Genomic DNA, 15,499 nt, shown 5'->3' on the forward strand with positions numbered 1-15,499 from the left:
GCAACCTCAGAGGCTATTAACGCTATTATTATTAAAGGGTTGATAAATTTGTGAGTAAGCGTTGGAAGTATAGCGTAATGAGCGCGAGATGGTAGTACTAGACGTAAACTCAGGGGGAAGTGTCACAGAAAAATGAGGGTCTCCAAGATGCCGTTGTAGGCTGTAACCCTTGAACCCTTGGTTCAAGGTGAACGCAGTTTAGCAACCTTTAGGCTTCCTGAGCGAATCAGGCGTGCTCACCAGCGCAATAACCACATTCTATTTTTTTGAAATATCGGCTCAGGGGACTTACCCACTGACGAGCATCTCAGAGAAATTTGTTTGAGTACATATCGTTACTCTATGTACTTCATTGTATGAGTTTGGATTGAAAAAGCAACCCCATTTTTGTTTATTTTTTTATACTAATGTATGATTATTAAGCAAATTTAGCCGATAGGCATAACCTGCCTCTCAGTAATTTTCACCTGATCATGTAATGCTTGCTCAATGGTTTGTTGCAGCATTTTTATTTTCTCTTCCATATTATATGCATAATCACGCGTTTTTGTCTTTTCTTGTGTTAATTCGTGACACACGTTCAATGCAACGATAAAAATAAGCTGTTCTGTGTTGGTGACCCCACTTCTATCTTTAAGATCTTGAAGGCGTTGCTCAAGTTCTTGGGCTGATGCAATCAGGGCTTCTTTTTGTTCGACAGGGCAGTTGACTCTCATTGAGCGCCCAAATATTTGAATGTCAACAGGTTGTGCGGACATGATACCTCCATACGAATAGGACTCGCCGCAAATACAATGCTCGGCGTAAAGTAATAGATGTTATTTCACTAGTATTGGTTGCTTTATTCAAAATACAGTTCAAAAGCTTACTGGTACAGCGACCATCCTTGATGGTAGCATATCATGAATGATTAGCTAACATGACGAATTCAGATGTCTATACAAAAATCTTTACCAAACTATGAAACGTTGGACAATCTTCTCCAACAATATTCTATCGCACTTACCGCCGCAGAAATTCATGGCTTAATTACTGGGCTGATTTGCGGTGGTAGCCGCGATGGCGGCTGGCAGACATTAGTCCATGATTTGGCTAATGACGGTTTAGCCTTCCCTCAAGCGGTTGCTCAACCGCTACGTGAACTCTACGATACGACTTTTCAAGTGTTAGATGAAAGCGAATTTGCTTTTTCTATGCTTTTTCCTGATGACAATGCGTCTGTATTTGATCATGCGGATGCTTTAGCGGGTTGGGTTAATCATTTCTTACTAGGAATTGGTGTGGCGCAACCTAAATTAGCGGATAAAAAAGAAGTCAGTGAAGTGATCACTGATTTACGTAATATCGGCATGCTTGGTTACGATGAGGATGAAGACCAAGAAGAGCTTGAACAGGCGTTGGAAGAGGTGGTGGAGTATGTCAGAGTCGCTGTACAGCTTTGCTATATCTCTTTCACCGAAGGCAAAAAAGTGCAAACAGCGGCGAATAATAAACCTATTCTTCATTAATACTGTCTGGCTTTGTTAAGTCTATTTGCTTATTTGAGCTAAATCGCGCTTTACAAGGCAAAACAGATACAGATTAAGCGCTTGCCGTTGTACTCTAATTTCTTGTTGCTAGGTGACACTCGAAAGAAGCTTAGGATGTTTGCGAAGTCATCGTCATTCAAAGCGTTGTATGGTGTCAGTACTGAGGCAACTTGAAGAATGGCGAGTCTATATGCTTAAAATAGAAAGGTATAACGTTCAACTCAACAGTCTAGATAATAAGGCAGAAACGGTATGAATAAACAGGAATTTATTTCTCGTCGTAACGCATTATTGGCTCAGATGGAGCCAGCAAGTGCCGCTATTATTTTTTCAGCGCCCGTCGCTCAACGCAACGCGGATTGTGAATACCCGTATCGCCAGCACAGTGATTTTCTTTATTTGACGGGGTTTAGTGAGCCTGAAGCCGTTTTACTGTTAATTAAAAGTGATGAAAAACACAGCCACACCGTTCTCTTTAACCGTGTTCGCGACCTGACCGCAGAAATTTGGTTTGGTCGTCGGTTAGGGCAAGAGGCTGCGCCGGAAAAATTAGGGATCAGTAAAGCACTGCCTTTTGATGAAATTGAAGAGCAACTGTATCAATTATTAAATGGTCTTGATGTCATTTATCATGCACAAGGCGAATTTGAATATGCCGATAAGTTAGTTTTCGGCGCGCTCGATATTTTACGCAAAGGGGGACGTCGTAACTTACGAGCTCCACAGACAATCATTGATTGGCGTCCTTTGGTACATGAAATGCGTCTATTTAAATCAGAAGCTGAAATTGCCGTGATGCGTAAGGCTGGTGAGATATCCGCATTAGCGCACATTCGTGCAATGAAAACGTGTCGGCCGGGCATGTATGAATATCAACTCTGTGGCGAGCTGGAGTATGAATTTACGCGTCATGGTGCACGTTTTCCATCGTATAATTCGATTGTTGGTAGTGGCGAAAATGCGTGTATTTTGCATTACACCGAAAATGAATGTGAAATGAAAGATGGGGAAATGGTGTTAATTGATGCGGGGGCCGAGTTTGATGGCTATGCAGGCGATATCACCCGTACATTCCCTGTAAATGGTAAGTTTACTGAACCACAACGAGCGATTTACAATATCGTTCTTAAAGCATTAAATACCGCTTTAGAATTGTATCGCCCTGGTACCAGCATTCATGAAGTGACACAAAAAATCATTCGAATTAAAGTGGAAGGCTTAGTGGAGCTGGGTATTTTACATGGCGATGTCGATCAATTGATCGAAAACAAAGCACACTTCCCATTCTTTATGCATGGTTTAAGCCACTGGCTGGGGTTAGATGTTCATGATGTTGGATTCTATGGCGTTGACCGTGATCGCATTCTAGAACCTGGAATGGTATTGACGGTTGAACCTGGACTGTATATTGCGCCTGAAGCAGATGTACCACCAGAATATCGCGGTATTGGTATTCGTATTGAAGACGACATTGTGATTACCGAAACGGGTAATGAAAACTTGACCGATTTAGTGGTGAAGGACCCTGATGAAATAGAAGCATTAATGGCCGCAGCTAACAATGCTTAAATAAGCTGTAATAAGGTAATAAATACAACATGAACGTGATTATTGTTGGTGGTGGAATGGCAGGGGCAACCTTGGCTCTGGCTATTTCTTCATTAAGCCAAGGACGGTTATCAGTTTCGCTGGTAGAGGCCGCCTTACCAGAAGGAAAGCACCCAGGGTTTGATGCTAGGGCGATTGCACTTGCTCATGGAACATGTCAGCGGTTATCTAAAATTGGTATTTGGGATTCATTCGTTGACTGTGTCACACCAATAACTCATGTTCATGTTTCCGATAGAGGCCATGCTGGTTTCGTTAATATCCATGCACAGGATTACCATATTCCAGAATTAGGGAGTGTGATTGAGTTACATGACGCCGGTGCACGGTTATTTGATTTATTGCATAAAGCAGCGGGCGTTTCGTTGTATTGCCCCGCAAAAGTTGAAAACATTCAACGGCACAACGATAGCGTTACAGTAACCTTAGATAGCGGTGAAACCCTTTCAGGGGCTCTTTTAGTGGCCGCGGATGGGAGTCATTCAGCCGTCGGTCAAGCATGCCATGTACAGTGGCAGCAGGATGACTATGGTCAAGTGGCGATTATTGCGAATGTTAAAACATCAATTGACCCACAAGGGCAAGCGTTTGAGCGTTTTACTGAATTTGGCCCACTCGCGTTATTACCCATGTCGCATGGACGCAGCTCCTTAGTATGGTGTCATCAACAAGCGCAAGCGGAACTTATCAAAACGTGGGATGATGAAACCTTCATGTCTAAGCTGCAACAAGCTTTTGGATGGCGTCTGGGTAAAATCATTCAGGTTGGTACCCGTTTTTGTTATCCGTTATCACTTCGAAAAGCGTTAAATCCGATTAGTCATCGCACCGTTTTGGTGGGAAATGCGGCTCAAACATTACACCCTATCGCAGGTCAAGGTTTTAATCTGGGGATCCGTGATGTCATGCAGTTGGCTGAGTCGGTGGTGGCCGCCCATCAACAAGGGCAGGATATCGGTGCTTATGCACTTTTGAATACCTATCAGCAAGCGCGAGCTATTGATAGAGAACGAACCGTGACAATGACTGATGGTTTAGTGCGCGTGTTTGCAAATCGTTGTTTACCGTTAGTGGTTGGACGTAATTTAGGTTTAATGGCAATGGAAATGTTACCGTCAGTACGTGATGTTTTAGCTCGTCAAACACTTGGCTGGGTCGCGGAACAATAACCACAAAACTAAGAGGAATAAAAATATGCAATCGTTTGATGTGGTTATCGCCGGTGGTGGTATGGTTGGGTTAGCATTGGCTTGTGGTTTAGAAGGAACAGGATTACGTGTTGCTGTTATTGAACCTCAGCCAGCAAAACAGCCGTTTTCTGAGAATGAACCATACACCCTTAGGGTTTCTGCTATTAACGCAGCAAGTGAAAAGTTATTAAGCTATTTAGCTGTTTGGTCAACGATTAAATCGATGAGAGCATCGGCCTACAAAGGTATGGAGGTCTGGGATAACGATAGTTTTGGCCGTATCCAGTTTTCTGCTAAAGAGCAAAATCTTTCCCATTTAGGGCATATTATTGAAAATCATGTTATCCGAGATGCGCTCTGGCAAAAGGCCTCGTCATCCCGAGATATCACTTTATTCGCCCCCGCAACGATTCAAAAGGTGGTTTGGGGGGAAAATGATGTGTTTATTACACTCTCTGATGACTCAATGCTTACAGCAAGGTTGATTGTTGGAGCCGATGGTGCGAACTCTTGGTTGCGTGGGCATGCAGATATTCCATTGACGTTTTGGGATTATGAGCACACGGCGTTAGTGGCGACTATTCGTACGGAACAACCTCATGAGGCCATAGCACGTCAAGCTTTTGATGGGAAAGGGATACTTGCATTCCTTCCTTTAACTGACCCTCATCTCTGTTCTATTGTGTGGTCTCAACCTGCAACAGAAGCGGCTAGACGTCAGCAGCTTGATAAAGCCAGTTTTGAAAAAGAATTGGCCGTGGCGTTTGATACCCGCTTAGGGTTGTGTCATTTAGAAAGCGATAGATTGACTATTCCGCTAACAGGACGGTATGCACGTCAATTTGCCGCGCAACGTTTAGCGCTTCTCGGGGATGCCGCACACACCATCCACCCACTGGCTGGACAGGGCGTTAACTTAGGCTTTATGGATGTGGCGATGTTACTCGGTGAAATCAAACGATTACATCGTGAAGGCAAAGATTTTGGACAATATTTTTATTTGCGTACTTTCGAACGTCATCGTAAGCATAGTGCAGCGTTGATGTTAGCGGGCATGCAAGGGTTCCGTGAATTGTTTGATGGCAATAACCCCGCTAAAAAATTATTCCGCGATTTAGGCTTAGTGCTCGCGGATAGTTTACCTGGTGTTAAACCCCAACTTCTTAACCATGCTATGGGCTTATTTGATATGCCTGAGTGGCTACAAAAAATTCAAATTGATTCCGCGGAATAATCCCTTTCTATAGATTGGTGGCCATATTTTCCACCAATCTTTCCTTCCTGATAGGTTAAAAATACCCATCTTTATGTGATGGCTCATCCTGCCTTACGGTTTTTAATGTCATCATTAATTTAATTGTCAATGACTGAGAAATTCTAATTACAATCAGTTTTCGGATTAGTTTTACTAATTTTATGACTGAGTGCTAAGATTGATTTTTCGCTAACTTCTGTGAACACACGTTGATTAAGTCTACTCTTTTACACCAAATATGGTGGTATTGAGTGATCATTCTCAATTTTTTAACAAATTTAGCTGGATTATATCCCTTGTAATCAGTAATACAGAGTATCGGTAGCCCTATTTTTTTTAATGGTTTCTTACTAAAAACAGTGGTAGTTTTTAATAAGATGTTATCGTTTGCGTAGCGTTATTGGTTGTGGAGTCATAGGTCTTTTCTCTGCATAAAAAAGAGTAACGCTCACCCTATCTTATTCAAATGTAAAGAGGGTATTCATGGCAAAGCAGACCCCGCTATATGATGAACATATTGCTTGCGGTGCGAAAATGGTGGACTTTCATGGTTGGATGATGCCACTGCACTACGGTTCACAAATCAATGAACATAATTTAGTGAGAACCGAGGCTGGGATGTTTGATGTCTCCCACATGACTATTGTTGATTTACATGGTGAAGGTTGCCGTGATTTCCTTCGCTATCTTTTGGCAAATGACATTGCCAAGCTGACTGATAAGGGAAAAGCACTCTATACCGGCATGCTAAATGCCTCTGGTGGCGTGATTGATGACCTGATCGTTTATTATCTTGATGATGACTTTTATCGTCTTGTCGTCAACTCTGCAACCCGTGATAAAGATATTGCATGGATTGAAGAGCATGTTAAATCATATGCCGTTTCTATTCACGTTCGTGATGATCTTGCGCTATTAGCCGTTCAAGGCCCTACAGCACAACAAAAAGTTCACTCTCTGCTGACTCAAGCGCAATGTGCACAACTTGCTGACATGAAACCTTTCTATGGTATTCAAGTTGATGATTTGTTCATTGCGACAACCGGTTATACGGGCGAAAAAGGGTATGAAATCGCTTTACCGAAAGAGCAAGTGATTGATTTTTGGCGTCAGCTAGTTAAAGCCGGTGTGCATCCAGCAGGATTAGGGGCTCGTGATACGCTACGTCTTGAGGCCGGTATGAACTTATATGGCCAAGATATGGATGAAAGCATTTCACCGCTGGCCGCCAATATGGGGTGGACGATTGCTTGGAAACCTGAAGAGCGCCAGTTTATTGGGCGTGAAGCATTAGAGAAGTTGAAAGAACAAGGCACAGAAAAACTAGTTGGTATCGTAATGCGTGAAAAAGGCATATTACGGGCGGGTCAAACGGTACGTTTTACTGACGATCTAGGCAAATTACAAGAGGGCGTCATTACTAGCGGCTCTTTTTCGCCAACGCTCGGTTTTAGTATTGCTTTGGCGCGTGTACCAAAAGAAATACAAGATAAAGCTATTGTTGAAATACGTAACCGAGAAATGCCAGTTGAGGTGGTAAAACCGGGATTTGTTCGGGAAGGAAAGGCGCTTGTTTAAGACGAGTTAAATCCTATCTATCTAAAAAATTTGTAAATAAGAGTGAGGTTGATGATGAGTAATGTTCCTGCTGAGCTGAAATATACCCGTGAACATGAGTGGGTCCGTCATGAAGGTGATGGTGTATACACCGTAGGTATTACTGAGCATGCACAAGAATTATTAGGTGATATGGTGTTTGTCGATCTACCTGAAGTGGGAAGCTCGGTGGATATTGGTAGTGAATGTGCGGTTGTAGAATCTGTTAAGGCGGCATCGGATATTTATGTTCCACTAAGTGGAGAAATCATTGAAGTTAACGAAGCTCTTGGTGACTCTCCAGAGTTAGTCAATGAACAGCCTTACCAAGAAGGTTGGATCTTCCGTATAAAAATCTCTGATGAGTCAGAATTAGCTGATTTGTTAGATGCAGATGCTTATTCTGCGTTACTCGAAGAAGACGAATAACACAACTAACGCCCCGTAATGACTGTATTACGGGGCGTTTTGCTTTTATACCAACCCTGTTGTTGCAGATATTAGGAATGGGAACATAGATATGACGATGTCTCTGAGTCAATTAGAAAACCGTTCGGAATTTATTCAACGCCACATCGGTCCTTCAGAACAACAAGTAAAAACCATGTTGGACACTGTGGGGGCCACATCCCTTGATGCATTAACGGACGATATTGTCCCGAAAGCGATTTTATTAGCTGAACCGCCCAGAGTAGGCAGTGGTGCGACGGAACAAGAAGCACTTGCCGAGTTGAAAGCGATTGCAAGCCTGAATAAACGTTATAAAAATTATATTGGCATGGGGTATGCCCCAGCCATTTTACCGCCTGTGATTTTACGTAACTTACTGGAAAATCCGGGTTGGTATACAGCGTATACCCCTTATCAACCTGAAGTTTCTCAAGGTCGTTTAGAATCCTTGTTAAACTTCCAACAATTAACCATTGATCTAACTGGCTTAGAGCTAGCGTCCGCTTCCCTCTTAGATGAAGCGACAGCGGCCGCAGAAGCAATGGCAATGGCAAAACGGATCAGTAAACTGAAAGAAGCTGAACGTTTTTTTGTCGCAGATGATATTCACCCTCAAACATTGGATGTAGTCCGTACTCGAGCGAACACATTTGGTTTTGAAGTGATTGTTGATAAAGCAGAAAAAGTGCTTGAGCACGAGGGTGTTTTTGGCGCTTTATTACAGCAAGTTGGGTCGACAGGTGAGGTGCATGATTACAGCGAGCTGTTGGCTAAATTAAAAGCGCGTAAGATTATTAGCTGTGTCGCGGCTGAAATGATGGCTCTGGTGGTGCTAACGGCTCCTGGAAAACAGGGGGCTGATATCGTATTTGGCTCGGCGCAACGTTTTGGTGTGCCTATGGGCTATGGTGGCCCACATGCAGCGTTCTTTGCTTGTCGTGATGAATATAAACGTGCCATGCCCGGTCGTATTATTGGGGTATCTCGTGATGCGGCGGGTAACACGGCATTACGTATGGCGATGCAAACTCGTGAACAGCATATTCGTCGTGAGAAGGCGAACTCAAATATTTGTACCTCTCAAGTTCTGTTAGCAAACATTGCGGCTATGTATGCGGTGTACCATGGCCCACAAGGGTTAAAATTGATTGCAGAACGTATTCATCGTTTTACGTCTATTTTTGCTAAAGCGTTAGAGGATGCGGGGGTTACGTTACGCCATCACAGCTGGTTTGATACCTTATCTATCGAAGTTGCAGATAAAGCAGCTGTTCTCGCACGTGCAGAAAAAGCGAAAGTTAACTTGCGTAGTGATATTCATGGCGCTGTAGGTGTTACCTTTAATGAAACAACCACGCGACAAGATTTGAATGAGTTATTCACTATTATCACGGGTAGTGAGCAAAAGTTAGATTTCGAAAAACTGGATAAGCAGGTTGCATCTGCTGAGAGTGCGATTAGCCCTGCAATGCAACGAAATGATGTGATTTTGTCACATCCAAATTTCAATCGCTATCACAGTGAAACGGAAATGATGCGCTATATGCATAGCTTAGAGCGTAAAGATTTAGCGCTGAATCAGGCGATGATCCCATTAGGTTCTTGCACCATGAAACTGAATGCGGCGGCTGAGATGTTACCCATCACTTGGCCTGAATTTGGTGAAATGCATCCTTTCTGCCCGCCAGAACAAGCGCAAGGTTACCACCAAATGATCGAACAGCTATCGCATTGGCTTGTTCAGTTGACAGGTTATGATGCGGTTTGTATGCAGCCTAACTCCGGCGCACAAGGTGAGTATGCGGGGCTATTGGCTATCCGACGCTATCATGAAAGTCGAAATGAAGGTCATCGTCACATTTGTTTGATCCCTGCCTCAGCGCATGGTACCAACCCTGCATCGGCACATATGGCGGGTATGGAAGTCGTGGTGGTGCGGTGTGACGACGAAGGCAATATTGACCTGACAGATTTACGTCAACAAGCGGAAAAACATCGTGCTGATCTTTCTTGTGTGATGGTGACCTATCCGTCAACGCATGGGGTATACGAAGAGAGTATTAAAGAGGTTTGTGAAATCGTTCATCAGTTTGGTGGGCAAGTGTACCTTGATGGTGCCAACATGAACGCTCAAGTTGGTCTGACAACACCGGGCTATATTGGTGCCGATGTTTCCCACCTGAATTTACACAAAACGTTCTGTATTCCTCATGGTGGTGGTGGACCGGGCATGGGACCCATTGGTGTGAAAAAACATTTAGCACCATTTGTACCGGGGCATTCCGTGGTTGAGCACGAGATGGTTACGGAACAAGGCGCCGTTTCAGCAGCACCATTTGGCAGTGCTTCTATCCTACCTATCAGCTGGATGTACATCCGCATGATGGGCTCCTACGGTTTGAGAAGAGCGAGTCAAGTCGCTATTTTAAATGCAAACTATATAGCTAAACGCTTACAAGGTCGCTATGACATCCTGTATACCGGTCGCGATGGTTATGTTGCGCATGAATGTATCGTTGATTTGCGCCCGATTAAGAAGGATACAGGGATCAGTGAATTAGACATCGCAAAACGTCTGATCGATTATGGATTCCATGCGCCAACGATGTCATTCCCTGTTGCGGGAACCTTGATGATTGAGCCAACGGAGTCTGAAAGCCTTGTTGAGATTGACCGTTTTATCGAAGCAATGTTATCGATTCGTAATGAGATTGACAAAGTCGCTAATGGTGAGTGGACCCTAGAGGATAACCCTTTGGTGAACGCTCCACATGTTCAAACAGAGCTTGTTGAGCAATGGGAACATGCTTATAGTCGAGAGTTGGCGGTGTTCCCGACTTCAGCAACCAAAGCTAACAAATATTGGCCTGCCGTGAAACGTTTGGATGATGTGTATGGCGATCGTCATCTGCATTGTTCGTGTGTGCCGATTGAAGATTATATTTAGTCAGTCTGCTGGCAGTAACAAGCAAGTAGTCTATTAGAAGTGACCCCCAATCGTTGAATAATCAATGATTGGGGGTCTTGTTATTTTAAGAGAGGCTTACAATAACCAGCCTTTTTGTTGAGCAATTTTTAATTGTGGTAACAACTGCTCCCAAAACTCAGGGAAAACCTCTTCAATAAACTCATTTCGAGCGATAACTTGCTCAAGACGAATATTATTTTCAACCCAGCTCTGCCCTTGATTATGTAAATTTAAAAGCATTGGAATGGTTCTATCAATGACGTTGGCAAACTTAGCATCTAACGTTTCAGCCGCATCATATTCATTCCACAAGGCTAAAAATTGTTCATTTTGCGGAGAGGGAAGCAGGCCGAAAATACGAACAGCCGCTTTTACCTCTTGTTCGCGGATTGCTTCTCGTGCGGCAACATCATACACCAGTACATCACCAGCATCGATTTCAACCACATCATGAACCAAGGCTAATTTGATGGCATGATCAACATTCACCCCTTTCACATAAGGGGCAAAGCTCATCGCTGCCATCGCGAATTGCCAACTATGTTCCGCTGTGTTTTCTTGTCTTTCATTGTTGAGCAACTTGTTTTTGCGATAAACACTTTTTAGCTTATCCAATTCCATTAAGAATTGGATCACTTCGGTAAAATCGCCAAAATTTAACACGTCTACTGGCTTATTACCTGTTACTGATGACATAAAAACCTCAATTATTGTTCTTCTTCCAAAGAGTATGGGAGTGGCTGGATAGTCAGGTGACTGTTTTCATCGCCAATAACACGAAAGACACTGTCTGCTTCCATGTCATTATTCATAATGACCTGAATGTTGACGTCACCATTTGCTAATTTGACTGCGGCAAGCACTGTGCCTGTACGACGCCACTTGTCACCAAGTTGCCATTCAACGCCTTCACCAATCGCAGGTACGGAGGTTGAGTTGCCTTTTAGCCAATACATCGCGCGTTTGTTTGCACCGCGGAATTTCGCACGAGCGACCATTTCTTGTCCGGTATAACACCCTTTTTTAAAGCTAATTCCGAAAGGCAGTGCTTGTAGGTTGGTAGCTTGTGGCAGGTGTTGCGCGCTATTTGCTTGATCGATAATTGCATACCCCGCTTCAATGTCTAAAGAAAGCCATTGGTCATCGCCTACCATAGGAGCATTGAGTGCATTCGATATTTTCTCGGCAGAATCATTGCCAGTAATAACGAGAAAACGCTCTTTGGGGAGTGCAAAGTGAAGGATCGTAGAGTCTCCATCAACGACAACTTGATTTTCAGCATCGGGGAGGGTACTGAACACACGAGCGAGTGCCTCTTTAGCGCCTTCTCCGGCAATACCAAGTAGCTTCAAATCATTTTTTTGTTCAAAGGTCACTTTTGAGAAAACCGCGTATTTTTTCAGTTCCGCTAACTGGCTCTCGATGAGGCTGTTTCTTACGATATAAGAAAAGCCATCAAGATGGTGGAATAGACGTAAATTACTCCACATTTTACCTTTTGGGTCACAATGGGCGGTTAAGGTATGTTGAGAGGGTGTCAATGCGGCCACGTCGGCAGTCACTTGCCCTTGAAGGTATTTTTCAGCATCAAGGCCATGTGAGTGAATCAGCCCCCAGTTTTCCAGTGAAATCAATATAAGTGGTAAAGACTGAGAATCGAGGGGGAATTGTTGAGAGTGAGCAACTTCAGTAGTCATGATTTCACCTGTTTTTTCTTTCTGATCAGAAGGTGGTTAATGGTAAAAGAGCTGGATAACATTGCAAGTAGTTATTATGATGCACCATCAATTATTCAATATTTTTAATTATCATTCTTAGATAAAAGCGCCATGAGGCATGGAAATTAGCGACATTGTACTATAGGTCATGTTTTCCTAATCGATTATCTGTTAGAGTGTTGAAAATAATCAATCTTATCAGTTAAATGTAACAAAGTAAGGTCGTAACGGAATGGATATAGAGAACAAAGCAAGAATTCATTGGGCTTGCCGCCGTGGTATGCGTGAATTGGATATTTCCATCATGCCATTCTTTGAGTATGAGTATGATAGCCTTTCCGATAAGGACAAACAGACTTTCGTCCGTTTACTTGAGTGCGCTGATCCAGACCTATTTAACTGGTTAATGAATCACGGGCGTCCAGATGATGAAGAGTTGTTTGGTATGGTTAAATTGATTCAGGAAAGAAATAAAAATCGTGGTCCTGTGGAAATCTAATCTTTCCATTTCATGGAAGACACAACTTTTTTCAACCTGTGCACACGGGCTGGTAGGTTTTATTTTATTGGTAGCACCGTGGGCGCCAGGTAATTCCATGGTCTGGTTACCTTTACTTGCCATTGTGATTGCAAGTTGGGCTAAAAGCCAAAAAAGTATCAGTAAAATTAAAGGCACCGCAGTGCTCGTGAATGGCAACAAGGTGCAATGGAAAAAAAACGAGTGGAATATTATTAAGCAGCCGTGGTGTAGTCGTGTTGGTATATTATTGACGCTAAGTGCACTACAAGGTAAGCAACAGAAAATCCGCTTATGGATAGCAAAGGATGCGTTATCTGAAGAAAGCTGGCGTAATTTAAATCAACTATTACTGCAATATCCAGATATTTAATCTTAGATAATATTGCAGTAATAGAAAATATAACTATTAGATAGTTATAATAATTGTTCCAGCTCGGTTAAAATTTGCATACACCATTTGGCAATACGCTCATCGGTTTCTTCAAATTGGTTAACGTCATCTAACGCTAAACCAACAAATTGTGTTCCATCTTCAGTCAATGGTTTAGGACTTTCGAATTCATAACCATCGAGTGGCCAGAAACCGATAAATTTAACCCCTGTTGGTTTTAGCTGGTGGTAAAGCATACCGAGTGCATCGAGAAACCATTCACTATAGTCAATTTGGTCGCCCATCCCATACATGGCAACAATCTTGTTGTTCAAATCAAGTTTGGGAAGTGCATCCCAAATGGCTAGCCAGTCTTCTTGTATTTCACCAAAATCCCACGTAGGGATCCCCAAAATTAAGGTGTCATACTGTTCCATTAATTCAGGAGGTGTGTCGTTGACGTTATGTAATGTCACTAAATCGTCGCCGAGGATATCGCGTATTTTTTCAGCGACGATTTCGGTATAACAAGTACTAGAACCGTAAAAGAGACCTATTTTCATGTTAATGTAACTAGTTTTCATTGCAGTAGAGAGGTATTGTAACAGAATGAATGCTATTCGGGCAGACTCGATTGTGTGGTAATGATGAAGGGGAACACAGGTAGCGTGGAAATAAAACAACTTAATCCATTAATTGAGCAGTTTCTTGATACAATTTGGCTGGAACAGGATCTCGCTGAAAATACCTTAGCATCTTATCGTTTAGATTTGCAATCACTCGATAAATGGTTAGACGCGAACCAATTGCATTTAGAAAATGTTCAATCGATAGATTTGCAAACTTTTCTGGCTGAACGTATTGATAGTGGTTATAAAGCAGCAAGTTCAGCGCGTTTGCTGAGCGCGATTCGTCGGTTATTTCAATATTTATGCCGTGAAAAAATACGGAACGATGACCCTTCAGCGGTGATTGCAGCACCTAAAATACCGCAGCGCTTGCCAAAAGATTTAAGCGAACAACAAGTTGAAGATTTGCTGAATGCCCCAGCAATTGAAGATTCACTGGAGCTTCGTGATAAGGCAATGCTTGAAGTCCTGTATGCCTGTGGGTTACGTGTTTCTGAGCTGGTCGGGTTAACATTCTCTGATATGAGTTTGCGGCAAGGTGTTATTCGCGTCGTCGGGAAGGGCGATAAAGAACGGTTGATCCCATTGGGAGAAGAAGCTATTTATTGGGTGGAAAAATATATTCAAGAAGGTAGACCTGAATTACTGAACGGCAAGGCTAGCGATGTGCTATTTCCAAGTAAACGTGGCACTCAAATGACGCGCCAGACATTTTGGCACCGTATTAAGCATTATGCTGTGATTGCGAATATAGATTCTGAAGCATTATCACCCCACGTTCTACGTCATGCATTTGCGACCCATTTATTGAATCACGGCGCAGATTTACGCGTTGTGCAAATGTTGTTAGGACATAGTGATCTCTCTACTACACAAATTTATACACATGTCGCAACAGAACGTTTGCGCGTGTTACATGAGCAACACCACCCACGGGGGTAGTGTGCGTAAAAGGATAATTATGAAACGTAAATTATTATTATGGGCAGCTTGCATTGCGACATTTTCCACATCGATACCTGCTGCAACTGACGATAAGGTTATCGAAGAAAAACTGGCAAGGTATAACATATCTGTGGAATCAATTAAGCCATCGCCAATCGTGGGGTTAAACACAATCGATACCTCAGATGGCATTATTTATGTCACTGATGATGGTAAATATCTGGTGCAAGGACCGATTTATGATTTAAGCGGCAAAGTGCCAGTCAATATTTCGAATCAGCCGTTGCTGAAAAAGGCTGATGCATTAAAAGATGAAATGATTGTATTTAAGGCACCGAAAGAGAAGTATGTCGTGACGGTATTTACCGATATCACCTGTGGTTACTGTAAAAAACTTCATGAGTCTGTGGGTGAACTCAATGATAAAGGCGTGACAGTACGCTACCTCGCATATCCTCGACAAGGTTTAAATCATGAGTCAGCAAAACAGATGGCATCAATTTGGTGTAACGCATTGCCTCAGAATGCGTTAACTAAAGCATTTAAGGGCGATGAAGTGGCGATCATTGATGACTGTAAAATTGATCTCAGTAAACATATGAAACTCGGTAGCCAGTTTAAAATGACAGGTACACCAGCGATTGTTTTACCTGATGGCCAGCTGCTTTCAGGTTATTTAGCCCCTGATGATCTTTTAAAAATACTCGAACAAAAATAGTTA

The 15,499-nt window shown here is 42.8% G+C and carries 15 protein-coding genes and 1 other RNA gene; 11 read left to right on the top strand and 5 right to left on the bottom strand.

Annotated features, from left to right (window positions below; all coding sequences use genetic code 11):
- Window positions 1-135: 135 nt before the first annotated feature.
- Together ssrS and zapA are read right to left on the bottom strand one after the other, a co-directional pair.
- A non-coding RNA gene (ssrS, locus tag G3341_RS06195) (6S RNA) lies at window positions 136-317 on the bottom strand.
- A 111-nt stretch (window positions 318-428) separates the two neighbouring features.
- Complete coding sequence (zapA, locus tag G3341_RS06200) at window positions 429-758, bottom strand: cell division protein ZapA (protein ID WP_154624322.1); 330 nt, start codon at window positions 756-758, stop codon at window positions 429-431.
- Between the two features lie 174 nt (window positions 759-932).
- Here zapA and G3341_RS06205 point away from each other — a divergent pair, with 174 nt between their 5' ends.
- From G3341_RS06205 to gcvP, 7 genes are all read left to right on the top strand, one after another.
- Window positions 933-1,508: a YecA family protein gene (locus G3341_RS06205; protein WP_154624321.1), complete on the top strand. Its 576-nt coding sequence runs from the start codon at window positions 933-935 to the stop codon at window positions 1,506-1,508.
- A gap of 273 nt (window positions 1,509-1,781) precedes the next feature.
- A complete protein-coding gene (gene pepP / locus G3341_RS06210) occupies window positions 1,782-3,098 on the top strand; it encodes a Xaa-Pro aminopeptidase (protein ID WP_154624320.1) in 1,317 nt (438 codons plus the stop codon).
- 29 nt (window positions 3,099-3,127) lie between these two features.
- Complete coding sequence (ubiH, locus tag G3341_RS06215) at window positions 3,128-4,306, top strand: 2-octaprenyl-6-methoxyphenyl hydroxylase (RefSeq protein WP_154624319.1); 1,179 nt, start codon at window positions 3,128-3,130, stop codon at window positions 4,304-4,306.
- 25 nt (window positions 4,307-4,331) lie between these two features.
- Window positions 4,332-5,561 carry an FAD-dependent 2-octaprenylphenol hydroxylase gene (ubiI, locus tag G3341_RS06220; RefSeq protein ID WP_154624318.1) on the top strand — a complete coding sequence of 410 codons (1,230 nt, stop codon included), beginning with the start codon at window positions 4,332-4,334 and terminating at the stop codon, window positions 5,559-5,561.
- 504 nt (window positions 5,562-6,065) lie between these two features.
- A complete protein-coding gene (gene gcvT, locus G3341_RS06225) occupies window positions 6,066-7,160 on the top strand; it encodes a glycine cleavage system aminomethyltransferase GcvT (protein WP_154624317.1) in 1,095 nt (364 codons plus the stop codon).
- A gap of 54 nt (window positions 7,161-7,214) precedes the next feature.
- Entirely contained in the window at window positions 7,215-7,607 is a 393-nt protein-coding gene (gcvH, locus tag G3341_RS06230; RefSeq protein WP_154624331.1) for a glycine cleavage system protein GcvH, read from the top strand.
- Window positions 7,608-7,698: 91 nt separating this feature from the next.
- The gene (gene gcvP / locus G3341_RS06235; protein ID WP_163860913.1) at window positions 7,699-10,575 is read left to right on the top strand and encodes an aminomethyl-transferring glycine dehydrogenase; all 2,877 of its coding nucleotides are present in this window, start codon (window positions 7,699-7,701) and stop codon (window positions 10,573-10,575) included.
- Window positions 10,576-10,671: 96 nt separating this feature from the next.
- On the opposite strand, the gene G3341_RS06240 is transcribed toward gcvP, so the two are convergent.
- Both G3341_RS06240 and ygfZ read right to left on the bottom strand, forming a co-directional pair.
- Window positions 10,672-11,292 carry an HD domain-containing protein gene (locus G3341_RS06240; protein ID WP_154624315.1) on the bottom strand — a complete coding sequence of 207 codons (621 nt, stop codon included), beginning with the start codon at window positions 11,290-11,292 and terminating at the stop codon, window positions 10,672-10,674.
- Between the two features lie 11 nt (window positions 11,293-11,303).
- Entirely contained in the window at window positions 11,304-12,293 is a 990-nt protein-coding gene (gene ygfZ, locus G3341_RS06245) for a tRNA-modifying protein YgfZ (protein ID WP_154624314.1), read from the bottom strand.
- A gap of 253 nt (window positions 12,294-12,546) precedes the next feature.
- Between ygfZ and sdhE the strand changes: the two genes are divergently transcribed.
- Both sdhE and G3341_RS06255 read left to right on the top strand, forming a co-directional pair.
- Window positions 12,547-12,813, top strand: a complete 267-nt coding sequence (gene sdhE / locus G3341_RS06250) for an FAD assembly factor SdhE (RefSeq protein ID WP_154624313.1) — start codon at window positions 12,547-12,549, stop codon at window positions 12,811-12,813.
- Window positions 12,794-13,204 carry a protein YgfX gene (locus tag G3341_RS06255; RefSeq protein ID WP_163860914.1) on the top strand — a complete coding sequence of 137 codons (411 nt, stop codon included), beginning with the start codon at window positions 12,794-12,796 and terminating at the stop codon, window positions 13,202-13,204. Before sdhE ends, G3341_RS06255 begins: the two co-directional genes overlap by 20 nt.
- Before the next feature lie 44 nt (window positions 13,205-13,248).
- On the opposite strand, the gene fldB is transcribed toward G3341_RS06255, so the two are convergent.
- The gene (fldB, locus tag G3341_RS06260; RefSeq protein ID WP_154624312.1) at window positions 13,249-13,767 is read right to left on the bottom strand and encodes a flavodoxin FldB; all 519 of its coding nucleotides are present in this window, start codon (window positions 13,765-13,767) and stop codon (window positions 13,249-13,251) included.
- 84 nt (window positions 13,768-13,851) lie between these two features.
- Between fldB and xerD the strand changes: the two genes are divergently transcribed.
- Together xerD and dsbC are read left to right on the top strand one after the other, a co-directional pair.
- Window positions 13,852-14,775, top strand: a complete 924-nt coding sequence (xerD, locus tag G3341_RS06265; protein WP_154624329.1) for a site-specific tyrosine recombinase XerD — start codon at window positions 13,852-13,854, stop codon at window positions 14,773-14,775.
- Between the two features lie 19 nt (window positions 14,776-14,794).
- Entirely contained in the window at window positions 14,795-15,496 is a 702-nt protein-coding gene (gene dsbC / locus G3341_RS06270) for a bifunctional protein-disulfide isomerase/oxidoreductase DsbC (RefSeq protein WP_154624311.1), read from the top strand.
- Window positions 15,497-15,499 lie beyond the last annotated feature (3 nt).

Origin of the sequence: Providencia vermicola (assembly GCF_010748935.1) — a bacterium.
Taxonomy (GTDB): Bacteria; Pseudomonadota; Gammaproteobacteria; order Enterobacterales; family Enterobacteriaceae; genus Providencia; species Providencia zhejiangensis.